The organism is Salinimicrobium terrae DSM 17865, from assembly GCF_000424665.1.
Lineage (GTDB): Bacteria > Bacteroidota > Bacteroidia > Flavobacteriales > Flavobacteriaceae > Salinimicrobium > Salinimicrobium terrae.
Map to the genome: position 1 here is coordinate 396,727 of NZ_KE384221.1, position 25,385 is coordinate 422,111.

Annotated in this window: 26 protein-coding genes; 18 read left to right on the forward strand and 8 right to left on the reverse strand. The window is 35.3% G+C overall.

The window, feature by feature from the left end; translation table 11 throughout:
* Positions 1-12: 12 nt before the first annotated feature.
* From H148_RS0114090 to H148_RS17995, 7 genes are all read right to left on the reverse strand, one after another.
* A complete protein-coding gene (locus H148_RS0114090; RefSeq protein WP_156877260.1) occupies positions 13-1,308 on the reverse strand; it encodes a glycosyltransferase family protein in 1,296 nt (431 codons plus the stop codon).
* Between the two features lie 17 nt (positions 1,309-1,325).
* Entirely contained in the window at positions 1,326-2,045 is a 720-nt protein-coding gene (locus H148_RS0114095) for a class I SAM-dependent methyltransferase (protein WP_029035375.1), read from the reverse strand.
* Positions 2,046-2,053: 8 nt separating this feature from the next.
* A complete protein-coding gene (locus H148_RS0114100; RefSeq protein ID WP_029035376.1) occupies positions 2,054-2,767 on the reverse strand; it encodes a glycosyltransferase family 2 protein in 714 nt (237 codons plus the stop codon).
* A gap of 625 nt (positions 2,768-3,392) precedes the next feature.
* Complete coding sequence (locus H148_RS17990; RefSeq protein WP_051286488.1) at positions 3,393-4,031, reverse strand: class I SAM-dependent methyltransferase; 639 nt, start codon at positions 4,029-4,031, stop codon at positions 3,393-3,395.
* Complete coding sequence (locus tag H148_RS0114120) at positions 4,018-4,977, reverse strand: glycosyltransferase family 2 protein (RefSeq protein WP_029035377.1); 960 nt, start codon at positions 4,975-4,977, stop codon at positions 4,018-4,020. Before H148_RS0114120 ends, H148_RS17990 begins: the two co-directional genes overlap by 14 nt.
* Positions 4,978-4,986: 9 nt before the next feature.
* On the reverse strand, positions 4,987-6,141 hold the full coding sequence (locus tag H148_RS0114125) for a hypothetical protein (protein ID WP_029035378.1): 1,155 nt from the start codon (positions 6,139-6,141) through the stop codon (positions 4,987-4,989).
* Complete coding sequence (locus H148_RS17995) at positions 6,138-7,544, reverse strand: glycosyltransferase family 28 protein (protein WP_037325283.1); 1,407 nt, start codon at positions 7,542-7,544, stop codon at positions 6,138-6,140. The genes H148_RS0114125 and H148_RS17995 overlap by 4 nt, the downstream gene beginning before the upstream one ends.
* A 145-nt stretch (positions 7,545-7,689) precedes the next feature.
* Between H148_RS17995 and H148_RS0114135 the strand changes: the two genes are divergently transcribed.
* The 14 genes from H148_RS0114135 (at position 7,690) to wecB (ending at position 20,939) form a co-directional block, all read left to right on the forward strand.
* Complete coding sequence (locus tag H148_RS0114135; protein WP_029035379.1) at positions 7,690-8,553, forward strand: ABC transporter permease; 864 nt, start codon at positions 7,690-7,692, stop codon at positions 8,551-8,553.
* A gap of 100 nt (positions 8,554-8,653) precedes the next feature.
* Entirely contained in the window at positions 8,654-9,553 is a 900-nt protein-coding gene (locus tag H148_RS0114140) for a glycosyltransferase (protein WP_029035380.1), read from the forward strand.
* A gap of 20 nt (positions 9,554-9,573) precedes the next feature.
* A complete protein-coding gene (locus H148_RS18395) occupies positions 9,574-10,257 on the forward strand; it encodes a sulfotransferase family 2 domain-containing protein (RefSeq protein WP_029035381.1) in 684 nt (227 codons plus the stop codon).
* A gap of 79 nt (positions 10,258-10,336) precedes the next feature.
* On the forward strand, positions 10,337-11,608 hold the full coding sequence (locus H148_RS0114150) for an ABC transporter ATP-binding protein (RefSeq protein ID WP_029035382.1): 1,272 nt from the start codon (positions 10,337-10,339) through the stop codon (positions 11,606-11,608).
* A 40-nt stretch (positions 11,609-11,648) separates the two neighbouring features.
* Entirely contained in the window at positions 11,649-12,413 is a 765-nt protein-coding gene (locus H148_RS0114155) for an FkbM family methyltransferase (RefSeq protein ID WP_211222992.1), read from the forward strand.
* A 9-nt stretch (positions 12,414-12,422) separates the two neighbouring features.
* Positions 12,423-13,247: a methyltransferase domain-containing protein gene (locus H148_RS0114160; RefSeq protein ID WP_051286491.1), complete on the forward strand. Its 825-nt coding sequence runs from the start codon at positions 12,423-12,425 to the stop codon at positions 13,245-13,247.
* Entirely contained in the window at positions 13,244-14,071 is an 828-nt protein-coding gene (locus H148_RS18005) for a glycosyltransferase (RefSeq protein WP_051286493.1), read from the forward strand. The genes H148_RS0114160 and H148_RS18005 overlap by 4 nt, the downstream gene beginning before the upstream one ends.
* Positions 14,072-14,137: 66 nt before the next feature.
* The gene (locus H148_RS18010) at positions 14,138-14,995 is read left to right on the forward strand and encodes a glycosyltransferase family 2 protein (RefSeq protein WP_051286495.1); all 858 of its coding nucleotides are present in this window, start codon (positions 14,138-14,140) and stop codon (positions 14,993-14,995) included.
* 57 nt (positions 14,996-15,052) lie between these two features.
* Complete coding sequence (locus tag H148_RS0114175) at positions 15,053-16,126, forward strand: glycosyltransferase WbsX family protein (RefSeq protein WP_029035385.1); 1,074 nt, start codon at positions 15,053-15,055, stop codon at positions 16,124-16,126.
* Between the two features lie 9 nt (positions 16,127-16,135).
* A complete protein-coding gene (locus H148_RS0114180; protein ID WP_029035386.1) occupies positions 16,136-17,014 on the forward strand; it encodes a glycosyltransferase family 2 protein in 879 nt (292 codons plus the stop codon).
* Positions 17,011-18,066, forward strand: a complete 1,056-nt coding sequence (locus H148_RS0114185; RefSeq protein ID WP_029035387.1) for a hypothetical protein — start codon at positions 17,011-17,013, stop codon at positions 18,064-18,066. The genes H148_RS0114180 and H148_RS0114185 overlap by 4 nt, the downstream gene beginning before the upstream one ends.
* A complete protein-coding gene (locus tag H148_RS0114190) occupies positions 18,056-18,886 on the forward strand; it encodes a glycosyltransferase family 2 protein (protein ID WP_037325288.1) in 831 nt (276 codons plus the stop codon). Before H148_RS0114185 ends, H148_RS0114190 begins: the two co-directional genes overlap by 11 nt.
* Positions 18,883-19,830: a glycosyltransferase family 2 protein gene (locus tag H148_RS18015; protein WP_051286497.1), complete on the forward strand. Its 948-nt coding sequence runs from the start codon at positions 18,883-18,885 to the stop codon at positions 19,828-19,830. Before H148_RS0114190 ends, H148_RS18015 begins: the two co-directional genes overlap by 4 nt.
* Complete coding sequence (gene wecB, locus H148_RS0114200; protein WP_029035389.1) at positions 19,827-20,939, forward strand: non-hydrolyzing UDP-N-acetylglucosamine 2-epimerase; 1,113 nt, start codon at positions 19,827-19,829, stop codon at positions 20,937-20,939. The genes H148_RS18015 and wecB overlap by 4 nt, the downstream gene beginning before the upstream one ends.
* Positions 20,940-21,108: 169 nt before the next feature.
* Here the strand turns inward: wecB and H148_RS18700 are convergent, their stop codons facing one another.
* Positions 21,109-21,375 carry a hypothetical protein gene (locus tag H148_RS18700; RefSeq protein WP_169578575.1) on the reverse strand — a complete coding sequence of 89 codons (267 nt, stop codon included), beginning with the start codon at positions 21,373-21,375 and terminating at the stop codon, positions 21,109-21,111.
* Between H148_RS18700 and H148_RS18705 the strand changes: the two genes are divergently transcribed.
* The 4 genes from H148_RS18705 to H148_RS0114220 are packed head-to-tail and all read left to right on the forward strand — an operon-like array spanning position 21,365 to position 25,384.
* The gene (locus H148_RS18705; RefSeq protein ID WP_169578577.1) at positions 21,365-21,868 is read left to right on the forward strand and encodes a class I SAM-dependent methyltransferase; all 504 of its coding nucleotides are present in this window, start codon (positions 21,365-21,367) and stop codon (positions 21,866-21,868) included. The genes H148_RS18700 and H148_RS18705 overlap by 11 nt on opposite strands.
* Before the next feature lie 32 nt (positions 21,869-21,900).
* Complete coding sequence (locus H148_RS0114210; protein ID WP_245583432.1) at positions 21,901-23,151, forward strand: glycosyltransferase family protein; 1,251 nt, start codon at positions 21,901-21,903, stop codon at positions 23,149-23,151.
* Positions 23,148-24,299 (forward strand): glycosyltransferase, encoded by a 1,152-nt coding sequence (locus H148_RS0114215; RefSeq protein ID WP_029035392.1) that lies wholly within the window; start codon positions 23,148-23,150, stop codon positions 24,297-24,299. The genes H148_RS0114210 and H148_RS0114215 overlap by 4 nt, the downstream gene beginning before the upstream one ends.
* A complete protein-coding gene (locus tag H148_RS0114220; protein WP_029035393.1) occupies positions 24,296-25,384 on the forward strand; it encodes a glycosyltransferase family 2 protein in 1,089 nt (362 codons plus the stop codon). The genes H148_RS0114215 and H148_RS0114220 overlap by 4 nt, the downstream gene beginning before the upstream one ends.
* The last annotated feature ends 1 nt before the right edge of the window (position 25,385 follow it).

The window sequence follows — 25,385 nt, forward strand, 5'->3', positions numbered from 1 at the left end:
AAAATAGGTCTTTTATGCAGACGCCTGAGGATTGATTTTACCTTTAATTCTCTGAATGATATCATCAAGGACGAAAATAATGAATAGCAACTCCAATCCAACCTGCGGCATTCTGAATCTAAACCCGGAATAGGTAATTAATGATATTCCAATAGTTGAAAATATAAGACCAAAAATTAATGACTTTATTAATTTATTTTTTGACCAAAGAAGTAAATAAATCATTGATAAGAAACTGAGTAGTTGAAAAAACCATCTGCCAATTTCCAGTATTCCCGCTTTTCTGCTTTCAGGTAAAGGGTTGAATGCACTTTTAATTTTTTTAGAAATAATTGGAAATATAAGTTCAGGGTTATTTTTTAAAAAATTTATAGTGGCACCTTTAAAAAATTTCATACGTGCAACTTCGAAATGATCTTTGTTTAAATTTTTATCAAATTCTGAATATAACTCTCTGACGTCTATAAGATCTCCTTGAGTATTAGTGTGCTCTTTAGGAACTTTTTCATTCCATCCTTTTGCCAATACTTCACCGGAAGAGGTAGTTATTATGATTTCTTGAGTATTAAAGGCAACCATATTACGAACAACCCAAAGAGAAACTATAGATATACAAATAACAGAAGAAATGATAAAAACTTTTAATTTTAATTTCTGCGTAAGAAACATTATAAACCATACAGAAAAAGGTAGAAATAGTGAATAAGGGTGACACAGAATAATTATGCCTGCTACACATGCTTGGGGGATAATGCTAATTTTATTCTGGATATATTTTATGAGCAAATAAATCCAAAGTGTTATGAAAAAATAAGTAATAGGCTCTGAAAGAAAAAGCCTTGAATATAACTGCCATGCAGGGCTTATTGCATATAAGAATGTCCCTGTTATTGTTAGATATTCTTTAAAATTTAAAAGTTTTAATGTTTTGTGGAAAATATAAATGCCTAAAAGGTGTATGAGGAATTTGAAAATTAGAATATTGGTTAAGCTATACCCAAATACAAAAAAAATTCCTGCAATTATAAGAGGCCAAATTGGTGGTCTAAATGCGGTTGATTCACCTTTAATATAAGTTTTTGTCTTAATAACTTCAGGGTTATTAAAATCATTAAGAATTTCCTTCCTTGTAGATTGAAAATATCCATACTGCCCTGTTTTTGCAAGGCTTAAACCCACATATAAAAATTCGAACGCATCAGAAAATCCCGGATCTGATTTGATTTCATTTGCAACAATCCAATTATAAGAAAACATCAATACCAGGATGAATCCCAAACCAATTTTTAGTATTTGCTTAATTTGCACTTAATACCTAATTTAGGTTAATTTTTACGTCCTATTATAATTGTAGATAGACCTATCCGATTTTTCAGAAGCAGGTCCGCTCTCTTCCATAAAGGCACTAACTGATTGTAGATTTTCATTTGATTTGATGGAATCGCATCTTTTTTTAATAATCTTCCATTTATATACCAGCCAAAAATTCCTATAAAATTGAAATATTGTCTGTGGATTATTTCTATTTCGTTGTTGGTATAAAGACTTGAGACCGTCTTTTTAGTATATCTTTTAAAATGCCCTAGTTCTTTATCAAATCTATTGTACAGTTTCTCATAAGAAGGAACTAAAATTATTAGATGGCCACCTTTTTTTAATAATTTTTTGCAATTACGTATTGCTAAATTGTCATCCTCAATATGTTCAATTACATTCAAAGCAAAAACTGTATCAAATCTTTCAATGTGATTTCTGTAAGTTTGCTCAAATTCCGGATGAATTAAATTAAGTTGATCAACACCAAGTAGATTCTGGTTGGTGCCAAATTTATCTCGAAGAGATGAACAGTATTCTTCGCGAAGATCAGTGAGCATAATTTCATCTCCATTTTTTAAATAAAATTTTGAAATATTGCCAAGGCCACTTCCTATTTCTAATATTTTTCCAGTGGAAAATGGATATATGGTTTGGAACATCCACTTATTAAAAAGATCTGCCTCTCCAATAACATCCAGGGTGTTTTTACCCACTTTGTCTGTTACCATATTCTTCACTATCTGAATAAATTATATCTAAAAACACAATAAATCGCCTTCACACCATCCTTCCAATTTATTTTTTTCCCTTCCTCATAGGTTCTTCCGTAATAGGAGATGCCAACTTCATAAATTCTTATTTTGGGTATCCTGCAAATTTTTGCTGTTACTTCAGGCTCAAAACCAAATCTTTTTTCCTTTAAATCTAAACTCTTTAGAATATCAGCTTTAAATAATTTGTAGCAGGTTTCCATATCTGTAAGATTAAGATTAGTAAAGGCATTGTTTAAATTTGTAAGAAATTTATTTCCTATAGTATGCCAAAAAAAGAGAACTCGATGTGGATTACCACCCATAAAACGTGACCCATAAACCACATCTGCTCTTCCAGAAATTACAGGTTTTAGTAATAAATTATATTCGACTGGATCGTATTCCAGGTCGGCATCTTGAATAACTATGAGATCCCCCGTTGATAAATGAATAGCTTTGTGCAGGGCTGCTCCTTTACCTTTGTTTTCTTCCTGATTATACAATAAAATTTTTAGGTTAGGATGAAGTGCTTTAAATTTTTCAATTAACTCCTTTGTACTATCCGTAGAAGAATCATTGATTATGATGATTTCTTTTTGAAGGGAAAATTCTAAACTGAGATCTCTAAGGCTTTCTAAAAGTTCTGTAATTGTAGATTCTTCATTAAAAGCCGGAATGAGAATTGATAATTTTTTCAAGTGATAAAAAAATGTTTAAAAGAAAAATATTAGAAATTAAGCTAGGGAAAGAAAAGGGTTTTTTTACACATTTACTATTTAGATGTAAAAGTATTTTTAAAGTATTATATCAGATTTTCTTTAACCCAAGTCCGCTAACTCGTGAAAAAATGCTATTAAAAAAGTAATAATAAAGATCTTTCCGAGAAATAACCACTTAGCACTACAACTAAATAAAACATTTAAAACACTCAATCCTTATAAACGTAATATTTGTAAACAATAATTCGCAGGGGAATGATAATTCCAATGCCCAGTATGGCAGATAAGAGATAATGAAAACCAAAAAATAAACCAAGATTGTAAAGTAAATTTGCAGCTATATAAAAATTAATAATAGCAAATAGGTAACGCATTAACTTTGTTAGATTATGTTTTTTATTAAATAGATACTTTAACTGGACTGCATATAAGATTACATAAGCACTACCGTAAACCAGTATAAATGATGTTATTTCATCTAAATTGAAATATTCTACTAATAATAGTAGTCCCGATAGTGTGTACAGGTAACTAATTAAACTAATCCCCAAGTAACGAAGTAAAAATTTTTTTGATATATGGAAATTTTTAAATGTTACCATAATTAGTTCCTGATTTCAGTTTTTTCCGCAAGAATAATTGTCCAGGGAATTGGTGATTTTACTGCAATAACATTCCCATAATGTTCTTGTATTAGTTCTATGATTTGGCTTTTAGACCAATGGTTTAAATGGCCGGGAGTATTGCCAAGGTTAGAAATATATTTAAATCTGCAAATATTTAAAATTCTCCACAGTGGTTCATTTGGAACTCCGATTATGAGATATCTTTTTGAGATCCTTTTTATTTCCGAAAGGGCTATTTCCGGATAATCAAGATGCTCAAGAACTTCCAGGAAGAATACCAAATCTACACTATTCTCCCCTTTTTTTAAATCATAAACACTTTCCTGAAATATAGTTACGCCTGGGTTATTATGTTTGGCATTTCTAATTAATTCAGGTACAAATTCCGAACCACTTAGGGACGGTATCCATGGCCTTAGTTTTTGAGTTGAATATCCCTCTCCAATTCCCACCTCATGGGCTGTGATTACATCTGAAGTTAAATCTAGCAGACTTTTTACTGCCCTATAATAATTTTTGACTAAAGACCTGGAGATGAAATTTTTTGACTCATACTTTCCTTTGAAATCTTCCTTACCCGGTTGGGCTCTCAAATTGGAATGATCAATTTTTTTCAAAATAATTCTTTTTGGTTAAATAAAGAATTCTTTCCTGGTTCATCCTAATTCTGGTAAGCATATCTGCTACAAAGGCTAACGTAGTTAATATTACCGCTATTCCACACAGGGAAAGTGCAATAAATCCAAAACTCTTATACGGCGTAATCATGCCGGTTTGAAGCCAATGTACCAAAACAAATCCGCCAATTAATAAAGCTAAAATAATAACTACTCCTGCTATGCTTAAAAAAAAGCGAAGTGGTTTATAATCCTTCCATGTTTTAAATATGATCAGAGAGGTTCGGAAGGCATAGGTCCAGAGATTATTGGCAATACGCGAAACCCTGTTCTGATAATACTTCACCTTAATAGCAACCTGGTTAATATGGAAACCTTTTTGAAGTAATTCAAGAATGGTTTCATGGGTATAAGTAAAACTTCCCTGAACATTTAAACTATATAAACTTTCCCTAGAATATGCACGGAACCCGCAGGAGGCATCATATATTCTGACACCACTTATGAAGCTTACCAGCCTGCTAATCTGGCTATTACCCCAAAATTTAATATACGGCATGTTCTCTGGTTTTCCATGTTTAAAACGGTTTCCGGTACAAAAATCTGCTTTCCTTTCAAGAATAGGTAAGACAAGATCTTTAATTTGGTTGGCATCAAATTGGCCGTCGGCATCTATGCTTACAAGAATATCAGCTTCAGCTTCTAAAGCGTAATTTACTGCTGTCTGAAAAGCTAGACCAACTCCACGATTAACCACATGAGAAACTACACTTACCTTTTCCTTTAAACATAATTCCCGTGTACGATCTGTGCTGCCATCATCTATTACTAAGATCTCTACTTCCGCGACTCCAGATATTTTTTTAGGTAGAGATTTAATAACCTCAATAATATCTTTTTCTTCATTTAAAGCAGGAAGATATATAATAAGTTTTTTCGGATTCAAATTTTTAAATTATAGAAGTTCAGTAAATATCACAAAATTTAGGCGTATCTCGTTGACAACATAAATAAGAGCGAGTATTTTGCCTATTTGTATAAAATATTTTTTCTCTGGTATTAACTTTTGGAAAAAATAATAAAATCCTAAGATATAAGCGGGAAGCATAAATAGCCAATATCTACTGAAGCCCGTACCGGCAAACACCAATCCTCCCATAACCAATAAGACAGCGAAAAAAAGAAAACGGTTGCTTTTATTTTTAAATTGAATTAAAAATCCGGATATAAAACTTATTATTAAAACGAGGCTGAATATCCAACTCCGCAGACCGGTCATAGGAACAAATAGAGAAATAAAAGCAGGGATACCGTTAATATTGTTTACTTCGGCATGTTTTATTAAACCTAACCCCGCTTTAATATTGTAAAAAGGTTCTCTATCCTTAAACCGATTGAAATAACTCAAACCAATTTCATTCTCGCTTTCAATATAGTAAACATACTTGAACCAAAGTAAAACGGGTATTAGCATCAGGCCCAAATAAAGAGCTAATTGGCTTATCAATTTATATCTTTTAGACCGTATTAAATCCATGAGAAATGGATAAAGTTTTATCATGATCAATAAACCTAAAACAGCAAAAACATATCTGGTCAAAATCAAGATGAGAAAGGAAGCAGTTATTAATAAAATATCTCTACGGGCAATTTTTGATTTATTCAGATAATAAATGAAAATCCAGAAAAAGCAGAAGAGAATGCTTTCGGGGTAAAGAAGGGTGCTCCAAAGCACAAAATTATTATTTACAATGGTCAGTAAAAGGACTATAGTTACGACAAGATCATTTAAGTTCAGGTCTTTTAGAAACTTATATAAAAATTTTACACCAAGAATTATAAAACCCAGATTAGCCAATTTTGTTATGACGAATCCAATTGTGGGGTCAATCTTCGTGTAAAATAAAGCCATTAGAAAAGGTAAGGAAGGGGTGACTGTGGTAGGTTGCCCATTATGAAAATATTGCCCAAAAACAATTATGTTATTAGCAATGTTGGCATAGGTCTTTTCGTCACCAAATAAGGGTAAAAATAAATTTCTTAAAGATGATATCAGACTGATGATGATAAGTAAAGAGATAAACTTATTTTTTTGAATAAAGTCTTTCATCTTGTATTTTCTGATTCATAAATCATACCTAATTCTTTCCATATTCTTTCTGAAGCCTTATCAGCCGGGGGAAAATTTATTTTTTTAAACCATTCCACGGCCTTTTCAATTTTTTTGTCCTGATTTTTAAGAGCTTGTTTAAGTTTACCTGAAATTTCGTCTCGTGTGTTCAGCCAATAGACTTCCTCACCCGTTGGCATTGAACGGAAATGGACGAAATTATATATTTTTTTGACTGACCAGTCTGAGCTGAATTGGTTTTTAAGATCATAATTAATAAACAGGCAGGGCTTTTCAAATACAGCGAAATCGAAAACCATAGAGGAGCCGAGGTTAACAACCGCTTCAGAATGCAAAATGGTATTCACTTGTACCTGTAAATCTGCTTTGGTTGGAAACACTGTATTCCAAATTTCTCCTCTCTTTTCCCATTTTGGAGCTACCGGAAAAATTATGTCCCTATACTCGTTAAGCACCTTGGCATAACGATCGGAAAAATCCACCGGGCAACGCCTAAAAATTATTCCCAAGTCAAAGCCTTGCCGGTTTAATGATTTTACTGCTTCAGCCAGGTCATTCAGATATTGTGGATCATAGGGAGATGTGGTTACATCATCCCCGCTGAAACAGATATACCCTTTTTCAGGATCCAAAGTATTCTCCAGGCAAAACTCTTCTTTTGTTTGTCTCAGCCTGTTGTCGTAATGAGGCTCAAATTGTGGCGTACCAGAAATATGGATGGTATTCTCATTGATGTGAGGATAATGAGAAGAAAGCTCCTCTTTCATATATTCACTCCACACAAAATAATGATCGGCTTCTACTACCATTGTAGCTTTAGGTAAGTTGTCCCAGGAGAAAATAAAGCTTCCGGTTGGTATTCCCAGGTCCCGAGCCGCTGTTAAGGGTGCAATAGCATTCACGGGACGTTGGTTTGTGCAGAAAATGAAATGTGGTTTTTCCTTTTCAAGAAGCTCTTTACAGTTGCGGTAGAAATTTCCCTTTCTTTCTGAAGCCTTTAATTTTTTTCTTAGTCGCTGCAGGCCTTTCTCACCTGTGTGTAGGTGGACCAGAAAATTAACTATTTGATTTTTAATTTGGGCTTTTAGGCCGCTACTAGAAGCAGGAAATTTGTAATCCTGATACACCTTGTCTTGAAACTTTTTGGAGAAGTAATTTAGTTCGGCTTCTAATTTTGCCCTTTTTAACAAATCTGTTTTTGCTCTGGCTCTCCCGCTATGTTTAATTTCCTTGTAACCAACCTCAGTTAGGTCAAATGAAGTTTGATTCCAAAAAACCACTTCCCAGCCCAGTTTTTCTCCAATTTGCACAAAAGAAGTAAAGGCAAAATTGCGCAAGCCCACACCATCAGGAAGAAGAATAAAGATTTTTTTGTTGTTCAAGGCAGCGGCATTAGACCAGGCTCAAATATAGGAAGTCATACGGAATAATTAGTGCTATGAAGGAAAATCCCCTTCGACAGAAAGGCTTAAACCCAATTTTTCTTCTTAATTTTCCTGCGGATTAGAAATTAACGAAGAGGTTTTTGTGAACAAACTTGAGAACAATGATTGGCTTTACGAAATAACCCCGAAACGAAAGCTGATTGATCTTAATTTTAAAGAAATTTGGCGATACCGGGATTTGTTGATTCTCTTTGTAAAACGGGATATAGTCACAGTTTATAAACAAACAATTCTGGGTCCGCTCTGGTACTTTATTCAACCGCTATTTACTTCTGTAATATTTACTCTTGTTTTTAATAATATAGCAAATATCCCCACCGGAGGAGTTCCCCCATTTCTATTTAATCTTACCGGGATCACAGCCTGGAATTATTTTAGTCAGTGCTTTACAGGTACCTCCAATACTTTTAGGAACAATGCCGGCATTTTCGGGAAAGTTTACTTCCCCCGGGCCATAATGCCTTTAACAACTGTTATTTCTAATCTTTTCAAATTTGGAATTCAATTACTGATTCTTGTTGTTTTTTACTTGTATTATTTGTGGCAGGATTATTCATTGAGTCCTAATCTTAATTTATTGCTTTTCCCGGTTTATGTACTAATGATGGCCTTGCTGGGATTGGGGGCAGGAATGATCATTTCAGCTTTCACGACCAAATACAGGGATCTAACTGTTCTGGTGGGTTTTGCCACTTCCCTGTTGCTTTACATTTCTGCAGTACCATATCCGCTAAGTGAAGTAGGTAATAATATCCCCAGCCTTGCCTGGGTGGTAAAATTCAATCCCTTAGCTCAAATTATTGAAGGTTTCCGTTTTATGATCCTTGATACGGGGATATTTACCTGGTCCGGTTTTCTATATACGCTGATTGTTTGCGTAATATTAGTTCTCATTGGATTAATTGTTTTTAATCGTACTGAAAAGAATTTTATTGATACTGTATAAATGTCACTGCTAACTTACTTGAATATAAATCCCACATGACTTAATTGCCTAAAAGAAGTTAAAGAAGGCTCTCTTGAAGAAAGCCAAATGATTTCCTATTATGACTCAGATACTTGTAAGTGTTTTCATGCTCACCTATAACCAGGAAGAATTCATTGCTCAGGCCATTGAAGGAGTCCTAATGCAGGAAACCAGTTTTACCTACCAGTTAGTTATTGGAGAAGACGCGAGTAGTGACAGGACAAGAAAGATCTGTGAAGAGTATGCCGCGGCGAATCCTGAAAAAATTAAACTTTTACCATCTTATAGAAATCTTGGCTTAATAAACAACTTCATCAGGACATATAAAGAATGTAATGGGGAATACGTAGCCATTTGTGATGGGGATGACTACTGGACAGATCCTTTAAAGCTTCAAAAACAGGTCGACTTTTTGGATTCAAACCCAGACTACAGCATTGTCTTCACTTCCTTTCAGTTTCTTTTTCCTGATGGTAGATTTCTACTAAAAGATTATAAATTGCAGAGCAGAACAACAGGATTTGAGGATCTTGTTTTTGAAAACTATATTTGTTCGGCCACAGTTCTCTTTAGGAATAAAGCGGCACCAGATGATTTTCCAGACTGGCTGGATCAATGTCCCTATGGAGATTGGCCAATATATCTTTGGACAACAAAAGATGGAAGTAAGGTGAGATTTATAGAGACACCAACCGCTGTATATAGAAGAGAGATCGGAGTATCGGAAAAAATGAAACTCACTCCCAGTAAAATTGCATGGGCAAATTTGAAAATCATTGAGAATGTAAAAAAAGATGCAGCATTTAGCCCTAGCGGGAGAGTGGTCCAAAAAAGTACTATTAAAAGTAAATTTAAATTGCTTGCTTGTTTTCTACGTGAGAGAAAGGTAAAAAAGGCGGTGTCATTATCGTTCGATCTTTTACTAGAAAGGCCGATCAAGTTGATTAGGTTGTATCTTTATCTAATGAAGAAGGGCTAGAAGAAAGTAAAAGCTATAAAATGATTTCGCACCAATATAAGTGTATTTTTATTCATATTCCAAAGACCGGAGGGTCCAGTATATATAAGTTTTTCCACCCAGATGTACCTCTCCTTCCGGATACTCCAAATTACGATATCCATTATGGCTGGTGCCCGGAGAGGAAAATTTACCTTCAGCACGCAACTGCATTTCAGCTGCTAAACACCGGACTGGTTTCTGAGGAGGTATGGAAAAACTATTACAAATTTACGATTGTACGAAACCCCTGGGATAGAAGTTACTCAGACTATCTTTGGGCAATGAGAACCTCAGCAATTAAAGATTCCTTCACGAATTACATTACAGCCCGCGGTGATTTTGAAAAAATTTTTGCTTATCCCCAAAAGCCCGGCTATAAAGGAGATCATTTAAAGCCACAGAAGGACTTTTTTGATAAAGATGGTCGTTATGCTGTTGACTATATAGGTCGATTTGAAGATCTTGTATTTCATATTGAAAAAGTTGCAGGTCACTTGGGGCTTAAGAGGAAATTTAATGTTAAAATAAACGGAAGCACCAGTAGATATCCACACTACTCCTTATTTTATAATAAATCCAGAAAAAAACTCGTTGAACATTTTTATGCGCAGGATATTTCTAAATATGGATATAATTTTGAGGACAAAAAAAAGGGACTACAAAGAATTAAAAATCTTTTTTAAAGTTACCAAATTAAGGAACACTAAAAATACTGTAGAACCTAAAGCTTAGGTACATTGGAGTGCAGTAGATCAAAAGCCTATGAGTGCTATTTTAAAAGCCGAAAATATTTCAAAACAATACCGTTTGGGGACTGTAGGTACAGGGACTATAGGTGACGACTTAAAGCGGTGGTGGTATGCCGTGCAGGGTAAGGAAGATCCTTTTTTAAAAGTAGGCGAGGTAAATGATAGAAGTTCTTTTGCTACGACGGATTATATCTGGGCTTTAAAGGATATCAACTTTGAAGTTAAACCGGGAGAAGTACTAGGTATTATTGGTAAGAACGGGGCTGGAAAGTCAACTCTCCTAAAGCTTTTATCCCGCGTAACTTCCCCAACTACTGGGACGATTAAAACCAAAGGTCGTATTGCTTCTTTATTGGAAGTAGGGACCGGTTTTCACGGTGAACTTACTGGTCGTGAGAACATCTTTATGAATGGAGCAGTGCTAGGCATGACTAAAACAGAGATCAGGACCAAGTTGGATGAGATAATCGCTTTTTCCGGCTGTGAAAAATATATAGATACTCCTGTTAAGAGATATAGCAGCGGGATGACGGTACGGTTGGGCTTTGCCGTTGCGGCCCACCTGGAACCAGAGATCCTGGTGGTTGATGAGGTGCTTGCGGTAGGTGATGCTGAATTTCAAAAGAAGGCCATCGGAAAAATGCAGGATCTGTCAACAGGGCAGGGCAGAACTGTGTTGTTTGTGAGCCATAATATGTCGAGTGTAAGAAGCTTGTGTACCAGAGGTCTCTTGCTCGAAAATGGAGAGACAACCTTAATAGGGAGTGTAGATGAGGTCTTAAACGTATATCTCAAATCTGATTTTAGACGAAATTCCTGGTCTGGAGAAGATGGGGATGGAAGCATGAAATTATTAAAAGCGGAAATTTCCTCTGAAAATCGAGTTGAATTTTTTAAAAATACAGAGCCGATCCAAATTTTAATGAAGTTTGAATTGGGAGAAAATTTTAGTGATATAGTTGTGGGTGTCGCCATTAGTTCTTCTGTAGGCAACCCTCTTATCGGTCTCCTATATAACGACTATAATGAATACAGTAAAATCGAAGCTGGTACATATCAAGTATCTTTTGTAATTCCTCCATGCAGTTTGGCTACTGGGGATTACGAAGTAGAATTTAATTTATCTATTCCTTACGTTAAGAAATTCACAACTGAAAAATCAAGTCTTTCTTTTAGTATTTCGGCAGATTCCTCTTTTGGAAACAAGTTTTTTCTCCAAAATAATCAGAATTTCAACTCTGTTCTACGACCTAATTGGTTTAAAAGCTTAAGTAAGATAAACTAGACCTATTGCTGGAATGAAGAAAGTGAAATTTAAAATAATTATGAATCAGATTAAACTTTTCTTGAAAAAGAATAAGCAACAAGTGCAGCACATTGAAAGGTTTATGGCTACTGAAAAGTTTTTTTTGGGTAAAAAGCTTTACATCCACGATATTGCTTCATTTAATTTAGGGAACGAAGAATTATTCCAATCTGGGATGTATAGATTTAAAGCGAATAGATCTAATCCATATATTATAGATTGCGGCGCTAACTTAGGAATGAGTGTAATTTATTTTAAACAATTATATCCTGATGCAAGAATTATTGCTTTTGAAGCAGACGATGATATTTTTCAATATTTAGAAAAAAATATAGACTCTTTTGATTATAGAGATGTTCAGCTTATAAATAAAGCTGTCTGGAATTGTGAGGAGGTTTTATCTTTTAATGTTGAGGGAGGGGCAGGAGGTAGGCTTGAAGAGAAATCCATCGAAGGTATTTATAAAAAAGTACCTTGTACAAGTTTGAAAAAGTACTTAATAGGTGAGAAGGTGGATTTTTTAAAACTAGACATTGAGGGTGCGGAATATGAGGTGATAAAAGACTGTGAGAAGGAATTAAAAAACATTGATAATCTTTTTATTGAATATCACAGCATGTCTGGGAAAAAACAAAACCTAGATAAAATTTTAAGTATTGTTCGAAATGCAGGCTTTAGGTATCATATTAAAGAAGCCTATACGACCAAACAACCCTTCATTCAAAGAAAATTAAATTTTGGAATGGACTTGCAACTTAATATATTTTGTTATAGAGAAGATTAAAATAACCGTATGACCCTATTTTCGAATCAATGTACAATTAAACCAATCTTACAGACAGTTTTAAAAACCTATAGAGGAAAAGGACTTTACGGGGTAAAGTACATGGTAAAAAGGAAACTCGAGCAATTTAACATCTTTTCCGACAAACAAAAGAATCTTTATTCTGAATATTTTGAAGGTAAAAATGGAATTGAAATAGGAGGTCCGAGTAAAATATTTTTAAAAGAAATACCCATTTATCAAGTAATAAATAGCTTAGATGGCTGTAATTTTAGCAATGAAACCATATGGGAGGGAAAAATATCAGAAAGTGATGGATATCACTATTATAATAAAAAAAGTGGTTATCAATACATATGTGAAGCTAGTGACTTAGAAGTAATTCCTAATGAACGGTATGATTTTCTTATCTCGAGCCATTGCTTAGAACATTGTGCCAATACACTTAAGACTCTTAATGAATGGTTGAGAGTCTTGAAAAAGGGAGGAGTTATGTTGTTAATCCTGCCTGATAAAAGGTACACGTTTGATCATAACAGACCTGTTACAACTTTTGATCATCTTATTGAGGATTTCAAGAAAGATATTGATGAACATGATTTAACACATCTTCCAGAAATCTTAGAATTACATGATTTAAGTTTGGATCGACCTGCGGGAACGAAAGTACAATTCAAAAACCGGTCTTTGTCAAATTTTAAGAACAGGTGTCTGCATCATCATGTTTTTGATTTTAAATTACTTAGAACTCTATGCTCCCATGTCAATGTGAAAATAATTAATAGTGCTTTTATAAAGCCGTATCATCAAGTAATTCTCGGGGTTAAACAATGATTTCCATAATTATATCTTCTCATAGAGAAAATTACTATCAACATTTACTAGCAAACATCAAACAAACTATTGGGCTGGCTAATTATGAGATTGTAAAAATTAGAAATCCGGGGTTAATGGGAATTAGTAAGGCTTATAATGAAGGTGCGAAAAAAGCAAAAAATGATGATTTGTTATTTATCCATGAGGATGTCGAATTTTTAACCCATGGTTGGGGGAATTTTCTAATTGATTCTTTGAAGGATAAAAAACTTGGAATTATAGGTGTTGCCGGTGGGATCAGGAAATTTAATTTACCAACCGGTCATGATCAGGGAATAGATGATGATAGACGTCTATTTGTAAAGCACTTTATAAGTGATAAGGATAAGCCTGATGTTTATAAAGATATGGAACCGGTTAAAACTTTAGACGGGGTTTTCCTGGCAATGAGAAAAGATAGATGGAAGGAATTCAAATTTGATGAAGGATTAAAAGATTATCATTTTTATGACCTCGATATTTCCTTGAGAGTTTCTTGTAAATTCACCAACTATGTAACCTCCAAAATTCCCATGCACCACTTCTCTACTGGGAATTTTGACAATAAATGGATTCAGGCTTCCCTTGAGTTTCATCAAAAATCCTATAATTATGATTTGGCCACTCATAGCGAGATTGGGATAGTAAGAAGTTTTTGGTACCATAGATTAATAAAAGAAGATATTAGCTTGAAGAACAGGTTGTATTATTTTTTCGGAATGGGGGTAGACAAATATTCCCTTGCTCAGGCTATCAATTTTTTGTTTTCCAGGATTATTTTCAAGTTTAAAGGGGTCAATTGATCTGAATTCTTTCTGGTATACTCAAAGTTTAAACCCTATTTTAGACCTCTTAAATCGCAAAAATTCATGATCCTATCAGTAGCTTTGTGTACCTGTAACGGAGAAAGATTTCTTCGGGAACAATTAAATAGCATATTGGATCAAATCCTGCCCGTTGATGAAATTGTTATATGCGATGATGCTTCCTCTGATGGTACACAGGATATTTTATCGAATTATCAACAGAAATATCCTGATATTATAAAATTACATTTTAATGAGAGGTCGATAGGGACTATAAAAAATTTTGAAAAGGCAATTTCTTTAACCAATGGACAACTCATTTTTTTGAGCGATCACGATGATATTTGGAGTAAAAATAAAATCTCGGTAATGACCTCTTTTTTTAATAAACATGAGGATTGCAAACTGCTTTTTACCAATGCCCTGTTGATTGACGAAAAATCAAATTCTTTAGACACCACGTTGTGGGATAAATGGGGATTTCAAAAACCAAAACGTCAATCATGGAAAAATAATTATAATGCCTTTAATGATCTTTTGAATAATGACAATAAAATTACCGGTGCTACAGTATGCTTTCATAAAAGTTTAAAAAAATATGTTATTCCTATTGAGGTACCCTTGGGATATTGGCATGATGCGTGGCTTGGCTTACATGCTTCAGCTCAAAAGGGATTATTTTTTATTGATAGAAATTTAATAGAATACAGGATTCACCAGGGGCAACAAATAGGGATTTCTAAAAATGTTCCTAAAGTCACAACAGTAAAAGGGAATGGAAATTATCTTGATAAAGCCGATTTCTATTCTATGATCTGCCAGTTATATCCGGCACATATGGATAGTACGATTCAATCGTCACAGAAGAAGAGATCTATCTGGAAAAGATTTTCTTTGTGGATTTTCAATAAGATTAAATAATATAATATTGCTCCCTAACTATGGTTGATTAAAGGAAGAAATTAATAAACAAAAATTTTGAAAAGGATACGAACAATAGCTATAGTCTTACCGCAATTTCATCCTATTCCGGAAAATGATGAGTGGTGGGGCAAAGGTTTTACAGAATGGACAAATGTTGCAAAAGCAAAACCACTCTTTAAGGATCATTACCAGCCTCACATACCTTCAGATCTTGGTTTTTATGATCTAAGACTTCAAGAGGCGAGGGAAGCACAGGCAAAAATTGCCAAAGATCATGGTATTCATGGGTTCTGTTATTATCACTACTGGTTTAATGGGAAAAGACTCTTAGATAAGCCTATAGATGAAATACTGCAATTAAAGAAACCTGATATGCCATTTATGCTGTGTTGGGCAAACGAGAACTGGACTAGAAGATGGGATGGTCTGGAGAATGATATCTTAATTAAACAAGATTACAGTTTTGAGGATGATCAAAGACATATGCGTTGGCTTTGTGAAAAGGTATTTCCTGATGAAAGGTATATTCGAGTATATGATAAACCAGTATTTGTGATCTATAGAGATGATCTTTTCCCGGATATTAAAAGGACTCTAAGGCTTTGGCGAAATATCGCTGAAGAAGAATACGGTTTTAAAGGTTTGTATTTATGCGCAATGGAAAGCTTTAATCGAAATTTTGATCCTGAAGAAATTGGCTTTGATGCCTGTATTGAATTCTCTCCTCACCACCTGATGAAATATTTAAATAAGCCGAAAAAGAAAATTCCGTTTCCGACAATTTGGCCAGAAGGAAAAAAGTATCCTAGAATTACCGACTTTAGGTTAGCTGCACAAGGAAGTATAGACCGAGAACTTCCAGGTTATAAAGTGTTTCGTTCTGTAACTCCTTCCTGGGACAATACACCAAGGAAGGGAGAAAATGGAGTTATTGGCAAAAATAGTAGTCCATCTCTTTTTATGCATTGGTTAAAGAGTCTGAAACAAAGGTTTCAACCATATTCTGAAGAAGAGAATTTTATTTTTATAAACGCAATGAATGAATGGGCTGAAGGAAACCATTTAGAGCCCTGCTTAAAATATGGTACTCGATACTTGGAAGCAACAAAGAAAGCATTGCAGGATTAAAGAATCACAATGGGAAAAGTTTATGCTGTGATCCTGAATTATAATTCCTCCAAAGAAACAGTCTCTCTGTACAACAATCTTAAAGAATTAGAATACAAGGATCTGGATATTTTGATTATAGACAATGATTCGAAAGATAAGGATCAGGCAGTAATTCGAAATTATATTTCTCAAGACAGCTTGCTCTTTAATTATGAAAATCTGGGATACGCAGCTGGAAATAATATAGGTATAAAAAAGGCGGTGGATGCTGAAGCAGAATTTGTCTGGGTTTTAAACCCTGACATTAGGGTAGAATCAGACACCTTATGTATTCTTCTAAATCTGTTGGAAAGCGATCCTGAACTAGCGGCTGTTGGGCCGAGAATCATTTCAAGGGAAGATAAAAGCAGGATTTTTTCTGATGGAGAGGTAATGGAATTATCAGATGGTCTTTATACTTTTCATAAGAATCATAAAAAACCAGTTTCCAGTATACCGGAGAAAGTGGATTTTGAAATAGATTATATTGATGGAAGTAGTATTTTGTTGAGAACGGCTGCTCTAAAGGAATTGGGCCTTTTTCCGGAAGAGTATTTTCTATATTGGGAAGAAACTGATTGGTGTACAAATGCAAAAAACCACAATTGGAAACTGGCGGTAGATAGAAGAGCAAGAGTATATAATCTTAATAGCGAAAAAGGAAAAAAATACCATTACTACTCCAGCCGAAACAAATTACTTTTTTCTAAAAAATATGGATTAAATTATAAAGAGGTGCTAGAAAATGAAAGAGTTGTATTAACCTCGGAAATTTTGAACAGGTTCAGGGGTAAGTATTTTAAACCATTTTTTATAAGTCGGCTCAAAGGTATGCTTGCCGGAATAATTAAAAATGCTAATCGATGAAAGTGTTTTTGCCTTTTCAAAAAGATGGAAATCCGTACCTGGAGGAAATTGCTGTTCATTCTTCCAGTGATTTTATCTATGGTGATTTAAACGATTATAGTAAGGAATTTGAAATTGTAAATATTCACTGGCCTGAAGCTCTTTTTGGATGGTTAGAGCCAACACAGGAGGACCTCGTTTTTTTAGAAAAATGTATTCTAGAATGGAAGAAAAATTCTGTTCTAATCTATACCAAACATGATTTTACAAGAATTAAAGGACTAACTCCTAATTTTAAAAAGCTTTTTACATTAATAGAGGAAAATGCCGATGTGTTTGTTCATCTGGGAGAGTATAGCAGGCAATTTTATGAAGAGAGATTTCCGGAAGCCCAACATAAGATTATTTATCATCCCTTATATAGAAGCTATTTTAAAATAAGATCTAAAGAGGCTGCCAGGAAAGAACTGGGAATTAACCAAGACGCACTGGTGCTTATTGTCCCGGGGAAAATTCGGTTTAACACAGAACGCGATTTGATACTTACTGTCTTTAAGGGATTAAAGATCAAAGAAAAAGTGCTTATTGCCACTAATATGCGTTCTGAAATACGGTATGATTTTCCAGGGAGGGTAAGATTAAAAAAGTTCATAAACATAAGAGATGTTCTGGTAAACAGATTTAAAAAAAAATATCAACCACCAAAATATCTTTTTAATTATGAAAGATTAAATTACGAAGAATTTGGACTTCGTGTGGCTGCTGCAGATATAGTGCTAGTTCCCAGAATTGACATGCTTAATTCTGGCAATATTTTTTTAGGACTAACCTTCAGTAAAGTCGTGGTTGGACCAAAGACGGGGAACATTGATTCTCAACTTACAGAACTTGGTCTTCCTGTTTTTAACCCTTACAGCAGAAAATCAGTTAAAATTGCTCTACTAAAAGCAATACAATTAAAGAAGGAAAATTTTAAGGTAAAATCAGATTTAATTAATAAATATGAACCCCATAATGTTGCCAAAGAGCTAGATAAGTTATTCCAAAATATTATTAGATCTCATGAAGCCTAAAGTTTCTATAGTAATTGCTGCTTACAATGATCCAGATGTTGTCATGGCTGTGAAATCTGCCAAAGAGCAAACCTTCAGGGATAAAGAAATCATCCTTGTTGATGATGGATCGGATAGAAATGTCGCGAACTTGATTTTAAGCCTTGAAAATCAGGTAGATCATTTGATTATTCAGGAAAATCTGGGACAAAGCATTGCTCGCAACAGGGGTATTAAAAGAGGTACAGGGAAATACATCTTAAATTGGGATTCTGATGATTATTTTGAATCTGATTTCTGTGAAAAAGCTGTAAAAATATTAGATAATGATTCCGAAGTGAAAATCGTCACCTGCAAAGCTGAGAGATTTAATAAAAAAGGACCTATAGATATCTATACTCCTGCCGGGGGAGACTATACAAATTTTCTTGTCTCCAATTCGGCTTTGGGAAGTGCAATTTTTAGAAAAGCGGATTGGGAAAGATGTGGTGGGTATGAAGAAAATCTTCCAATTCTCGGTTTTGAAGATTGGGAATTATACCTGAATATCCTCCAAAAAGGGGGGCGTGCTGCAGTTCTGGACGAAGTACTCTTTCATTATCAGGTTAGGGATAATTCTACGACGGCAAAAATTAAGGATCAAAAGCACGAAAAATTTGAGCATATTATTTTTAAACACAGGGATTTATACTTTCAACATTTCGACCTCTTGATAAGGGATCTTTTCCAAAAGATTAAAAACCAAGAAAAAGAAAAGCTTAAAATATCTGGAGGTATAGAATTTCTATTAGGGCAGCAAATCCTTGCCCCATTAAAATTCCTAAAAAGAAAAATAAATTGATAGTTCAAGGGGAAGATCCTACGGTATCAATTATCATGGCCACTTATAACCGTGGACATTTAATTGAAGAAACTTTAACATCTCTCATAAGACAAAGTTTTGAAGATTGGGAATGCTTGATCATCGATGATGGGAGCCACGATGACACTGAGCAAATTGTACAAAATATTATTGGAACTGATGAGAGGTTTCAGTATCTAAGTAGGGGAAGGCAATACTCTAAAGGTCTTCCGGGAGCCCGGAATAATGGTTTGGATCTGGCCAGAGGAGAGTTTATCATGTTTGTTGATGACGATGATATTTTGCACCCTGAGAATCTCAAAGTGACTGTAAGTCTCCTTAAAGGAAGCGATGCATTTTTTTGCAGGTTCGACAAAAAGCCTTTTGTTGAAAAGTGGACTGAAAGTCACCTGGACGAGATCGGTAAATTTGAGGAAAAACTTTTTATTAAAAGTGACCTCGAAAAAATGGTGACGGGAGAAATTCCTTTCGCCTCCTGCACCGTTCTCTGGAATCAAAAATGCTTTCAAGACACAAGGTTTGATGAGGATTTAATGTATGCGGAGGAATGGGAGTGCTATACAAGAATATTATCAGAGGGTTTTGAAGGAATATCCATTGATCAGATTCTATATTACAATCGGAAACATTCAAGATCAAACACTACTGAGTTTTGGGAGAATGAGGAGGAAAGGGTAGAATCCTATATAATGGCAGCTCTAGAGATTATCGATTTGCTGAAGGAAAAGAATCTGTTCACTTCCGAGTTAAAAAAATTCTTTTTAAGACAAGGATTCTCTTTAAGATCGAAGAAAATCATCCAGACTGCTCTTTTGGCTTCAAATGCAGGTAGGATGGAAAGGATACAGTATCGTTGGGGCCTGAAATATTATCGTTTTCTTCGGCCAATTTTTTATATTAAGGGTAAAATAATGAAAAATTGAAAATACTTCTAATCTTTGGAACACGTCCCGAAGCAATAAAAATGGCTCCTATCGTCAGGGAACTGGAAAGAAAAGATGTAGATTTTAATGTTTGTGTGACTGCTCAGCACCGGGAAATGCTCGACCAGGTTCTTGATTTTTTTTCAATACAGCCCGATATCGACCTAAATTTGATGGTGCCTAATCAAGACCTGAATACGCTGAGCGCGCAGATCTTTAAAGAGTTTGGAGCTGTTCTGGAAAGGGAGCAACCGAATTTGGTAATGGTTCAGGGCGACACCACGACTGCTTTCTGCGTAGCAATGGCAGCCTTTAATGCCGGCATAAAGGTGGCTCATGTTGAAGCAGGTTTAAGAACCTTTAATCTAAATGCTCCCTTTCCCGAAGAAGGAAACCGACAACTAATTGCCCGAATAGCATCCTATCATTTCGCTCCCACCGCACAGGCAAAAGATAACCTATTGAAGGAGGGCATTCCCGCAAAAGATATTTTTTTGACCGGAAATACATCCATAGATGCATTACAATATGCGAAAGCTACGTTGAAATCAGGTTATGAGAATAAAGAAATTCTCGATCTTCAAAAAAGAATTGACCCGGGTTTAAACCTCATCCTGGTAACTGCACATCGAAGAGAAAACCTGGAACATGGACTACTGGAATTGTGCAAGGGCTTAAATCATTTAGGAACCAGAGGGGACGTACAAATCTTTTTTCCTGTGCATCCCAATCCAAGGGTTAAAAAAGTTATTTTTAAAAACATTGATTCTACCGCAAACATTGTACTACTAAAACCTCTTAATTTTCCTGCACTTATGTGGCTAATGCAGAAATCGAAATTTATAATTTCCGATTCTGGTGGGATCCAGGAAGAAGCTCCTTCTTTTAATAAAATCGTCCTCGTTACACGTGAAGAAACAGAACGTGTTGAAGGTGTGAAAAATGGTTTTAGTATTATGGTCGGAACCTCTGCTGCACGGATAGTGGAAGAGAGTGAGCGAATTATAAATGGTTCTTCTTCAAGCCCGTCCGGGAAGAATCCTTATGGAAATGGCCGGGCTGCGGCCAAAATCGTTCAAGTGCTCCTGGAATCTTTTAAGATAAGTTGAGGTACATTTAAGCTATGCTAAAAAAGAGAATTAAAAGCATTATTAAGTCTGGGATGAACAGACTTCCCTATGTGAGAACCTTGCACAGACTAAATACAAACTCCCGATTTCCGGCTGGACATTTTTATTCCAGCGTAATTTTCATAGATGAAATACGAGAAAAACAGGATCAAATTTGGCCATCAGCCTTACCTGAGAGTCTTTCCGGAATTGATCTGAGGACAGAAGAACAGTTGATACTATTGGCGGAATTCAAGAGTTTTTTCGAGGATTTTCCTTTTCCTGTAGACAAAGAAAAAGGCTTCCGATACTTTTTGAATAATCCGTTTTTTTCCTTTGGTGATGGTTTTATCTTGTTTTCCATGACAAGATATTTCAAGCCAAAAAGAATAATTGAAATCGGATCAGGTTTTTCATCTGCTTTAATGATGGACACTAATGATCTTTTTTTTAATAATGAAATTGATCTAACTTTTATAGAACCATTTCCCGATAACCGTTTACGCCACTTAATAGGTAAGGCAGAAGAGCAAGTCAAAATTATTGAAGAAGAAGTTCAGGCAGTAAATCTGGACCTTTTCAAAGGTCTGGAAACAGGTGATATTCTGTTCGTTGATAGTTCACATGTGGTCAAAACCGGTAGTGATGTACATTTTATCTTAAAAAAAGTTCTTCCCATTCTTAAGAAAGGTGTCCTGATCCATTTTCATGATATACATTTTCCTTTTGAATATCCTAAAGATTGGGTTCTTAATGGGTTTGGGTGGAATGAAGTTTATTATATTCATGCTTTTCTTATGTACAATGGAGAATTTAAAATTAGGATGTTCAATGACTTTCTAAGTAAGTGTCATTCAGAAAAGATAACTTCCATTCCTTTCATGCCTAAGGCTGCAGGAAGTAGTTTATGGTTGGAAAAGGCGAATTAGAAGAATGAAATTAATATCAAGAACAGATTAATTTGAAAAAAATTTTAATAGTTGCAGAATCCATTGATGTAGAGGATAGTAGTGGTTCTAAAGCGAACATGGCCCTGATTAAAAACTTAAAAAAAGCCGGTTTCCAGGTGCTTGTTTATCATTACACCAGAAAAGACATTAAGATTGAAAGGATACCGTGTGTTTCCGTTCGGGAGAAAAGACGGAGCGGCCTTTTTTTTCTTAGTCGCATGGAGCGTTATATCCGTTACCTTTTTAAAGTGCAATTAAATAAACCTCTTGAACAGTTATTTGGTTTTTCTTTTACCTTGTTCAACGACAGGGATAGCATTATTGCAGCCTTAAAAAAAGAAACGGAATTTACACCAGATCTGGTGCTAACCCTAAGTAAAGGTGGAAGTTTCCGCCCGCATCATGCTCTTTTAAAAATGCCTGAGTGGCATAAAATATGGATGGCTTATATACATGATCCATACCCTATGCACTTATATCCACGACCTTTTGCCTGGGTGGAACCGGGCTACTTTAAAAAGTGGGAGTTTATGAGGGATGTCTCCGAGAAAGCAGCTCATAGTGCCTTTCCAAGTAAACTGTTGATGGAGTGGATGGGCAGTTACTTTCCGGGATTTGAAGAAAAAGGGGTGGTGATACCACATCAGATTGACAGTGATAGTAAAGTCTCAGGTACTTTCCCTGATTTTTTCCGGGTTGATCAATTTATTCTTTTACATGCAGGCACTTTACTGGGTCCTAGAAAACCGGAATATTTAATCGCAGCTTATCAGAAGTTCCTGCAGGAGAATCCTGAGGCTTCTAAAGATTCGAAACTAATATTTATTGGAAATACTGAAGAACATACTCAGCAACTGGAGGAGTATCAAAGGCTTCTTCCAAAAACTAATTTTGTAGTGCAGTCATCTTTGGACTCCGAAACAGTTCTGGAGATGCAGGAACGAGCAGCAGTAAACGTTATTCTCGAAGCTAAGTCTGAGATAAGTCCTTTTTTACCGGGCAAGTTTCCTCACTGCGTCAGAGCCAACAAACCAATTCTTCTTTTAGGACCGGAACTGAGTGAAACCAGGAGATTGTTAGGTAAGGATTATCCCTATTGGGCTGAAATTGATGACACTGCTAAAATAAGTAATATTATCAGCAGACTCTATTTGAATTGGAAAAATGCAGCAGGTTTGGAGTTGAAAAGACCCGATTTGGAAGAGTATCTCTCACATAGACAATTAAAAGAGGTGCTGGAAAATCTAGAAGTTAAGAAATGAAGATCCTGATGGTATCCATGTTTGCCAACCACTTTTTTAACTGGACCAACCAGTTGAGAAATTCAGATCATGAAGTCCACTGGATTGATGTTTTTGATAATGGTTCTGAAGTTCCAATTATTGGCTGGGTAGATCAGACGATTGGCTGGAAACGCCGATATGATTTTCCGGGCAGACAGACTTTAAAAAAAAGAATTCCTTTTTTAAATAAGGTGTTAGAAAATTTTAATGAAAGGGAGCTTTCTGAAATTGTAGAAAAGAAAATCAGGGAAATCAATCCCGATGTGGTTCAAAGCTTCGTTTTGTTTTCTTCCTGTGCACCCATTTTAGAAGTTATGAATAAAAATCCCCACATTAAATGGATATATTCGGCATGGGGAAATGATCTTTTTTATTTTCAGAATGAACCCGACTACCTGAGAGATATAAAGGCAGTATTACCACGAATAAATTACATGTTTGCAGACTGTCGGCGCGACTATGATATTGCCAAAATGTATGGCTTTAGAGGTGAGTTCCTGGGGGCTTATCCCGGAGGTGGTGGATATGATTTTGACTTTGAAGAAGATATTTTGCCTGTAAGAGAGCGAAAAATCATTTTAATTAAAGGATATCAGAAGCTTTTTGGAGAATGCATTAAAGTATTCCAGTCGCTGGAAGGCCTTGAAGAAGAACTGAGGGATTATCAGATCGTAGTATTTGGAGCCGATGAGGTCACATTAGATTACATAGAGAAGCACAAGCTGAGAGAAAAGAAAAATTTTTCTATTCAAAATGGATTGGGCCGGGCAGAGGTGATGAAATTAATGGGGAAATCTCTCATTTATATTGGCAATAGTGTATCTGATGGCACACCTAACACGATGCTGGAAGCATTTATAATGGGTGCATTTCCTATTCAATCTAACCCGGGAAGAGTAACAGAGGAATGGATTACAAATGGTGTAAACGGGCTATTAATACCGGATCCCTTAGATGTTGAGGAAATTCGGCAAATTATCCTGAAGGCTTTAAATAACCTGGATTTTATTGAAAAAGCAGTTGAATACAATTTTGAGATAAAAAAGCCTCAATTAGAAAGGACGAAAGTGACAAAGGAAGTTTTAGAAAAATATGCTTTAATTGAAACAGAGTTGGAAAAAATATGAATCGCAGTTTAAGTTTAATCTATGCTTTCCGGAATCGTGATCTGCAAAGGATCAAATCGAGTATGGATTCACTTAAAATGCAGGTATTCCAGGATTTTGAGGTGATCTTCGTCGATTACGGGAGTAACAGAGAAACAACTGTCGAACTTGAGAATCTCTTAGTGGACTATGATTTTGTAAGATACTTTTACCTGCCTGTAGAGAATTTGCTTTGGAATAAAAGCAAAGCCCTTAATTATGGAATCCTTCAAAGCAAAGGTGAATACGTATTTATAGCAGATGCAGATCTCATTTTTCATCCTGAAGCCACAGCCCTGCTTGATCGCCTGACATTGCCTGATGCTTTCAACCTGTTTAGAATGGGTTATTTAAATCAAAAGGAATCTGAAAAGCTCAATTCAGATTACAGTTTTAGCGAGCTTAAGGTCTCTCGAAGTGGAGATGTAAATGGAATGGTTCTCGCTCCTAAAAAGGCCTTTGAAAAAATTAACGGTTTTGATGAATTCTTCCACTTTTATGGTGCTGAAGATGAAGACCTGTTTGCCCGGCTGGAGCAGGCAGGATTGAGAAAAAATAAAAATGAGGATCCTCTTTTTTATCATAACTGGCACAAAAGTTTTTCAGGGTCGGAAAATGAGCTACTTACTGCCAATCCCAGGCTTAAAAATGTAATGAGGATCAATCAGCAGCATTTTCATAGGAACAGGGAGAGAAAGCTGGTAAAACCCTTAAGGCAGGAAGGGATGGGGAGAATTGTGGATCCCAAAAGGATGGAGGATCTTCAGAAACCCAGCCTGCGATTTCAAATTCCAAATATTGTAGCCCAGGTAGAGCATTTTCTGAGAGAAGAATTACCATCGTGCGCAGGAGAAGTAGTTCATGCTGAATTTTATGAAGATGGTTATTATTCCACATTAAAATATAAAATTAAGACTCTTCTTGGAAAACAGAGTCAACCGTATTGTTCTCTTAAAGAGGTTAATGACAGAATCTTAAAAGAAATTCTGTTCAACTACCGGGATCATAACTATTCTTTTAAAATTCGAGAGGATTTGAAACGTATTACTTTTAAAATTCAGGTTTAAG

Coding starts and splice junctions, on each gene's coding strand:
- H148_RS0114095 (WP_029035375.1), bottom strand. CDS start 2,045: ATGGTAACAGACAAAGTGGGTAAAAACACCCTGGATGTTATTGGAGAG.
- H148_RS0114125 (WP_029035378.1), bottom strand. CDS start 6,141: ATGAAAGACTTTATTCAAAAAAATAAGTTTATCTCTTTACTTATCATC.
- H148_RS0114140 (WP_029035380.1), top strand. CDS start 8,654: ATGACTCAGATACTTGTAAGTGTTTTCATGCTCACCTATAACCAGGAA.
- H148_RS18395 (WP_029035381.1), top strand. CDS start 9,574: ATGATTTCGCACCAATATAAGTGTATTTTTATTCATATTCCAAAGACC.
- H148_RS0114150 (WP_029035382.1), top strand. CDS start 10,337: ATGAGTGCTATTTTAAAAGCCGAAAATATTTCAAAACAATACCGTTTG.
- H148_RS0114155 (WP_211222992.1), top strand. CDS start 11,649: ATGAATCAGATTAAACTTTTCTTGAAAAAGAATAAGCAACAAGTGCAG.
- H148_RS0114160 (WP_051286491.1), top strand. CDS start 12,423: ATGACCCTATTTTCGAATCAATGTACAATTAAACCAATCTTACAGACA.
- H148_RS18005 (WP_051286493.1), top strand. CDS start 13,244: ATGATTTCCATAATTATATCTTCTCATAGAGAAAATTACTATCAACAT.
- H148_RS18010 (WP_051286495.1), top strand. CDS start 14,138: ATGATCCTATCAGTAGCTTTGTGTACCTGTAACGGAGAAAGATTTCTT.
- H148_RS0114180 (WP_029035386.1), top strand. CDS start 16,136: ATGGGAAAAGTTTATGCTGTGATCCTGAATTATAATTCCTCCAAAGAA.
- H148_RS0114185 (WP_029035387.1), top strand. CDS start 17,011: ATGAAAGTGTTTTTGCCTTTTCAAAAAGATGGAAATCCGTACCTGGAG.
- H148_RS0114190 (WP_037325288.1), top strand. CDS start 18,056: ATGAAGCCTAAAGTTTCTATAGTAATTGCTGCTTACAATGATCCAGAT.
- H148_RS18705 (WP_169578577.1), top strand. CDS start 21,365: ATGATGGACACTAATGATCTTTTTTTTAATAATGAAATTGATCTAACT.
- H148_RS0114215 (WP_029035392.1), top strand. CDS start 23,148: ATGAAGATCCTGATGGTATCCATGTTTGCCAACCACTTTTTTAACTGG.
- H148_RS0114220 (WP_029035393.1), top strand. CDS start 24,296: ATGAATCGCAGTTTAAGTTTAATCTATGCTTTCCGGAATCGTGATCTG.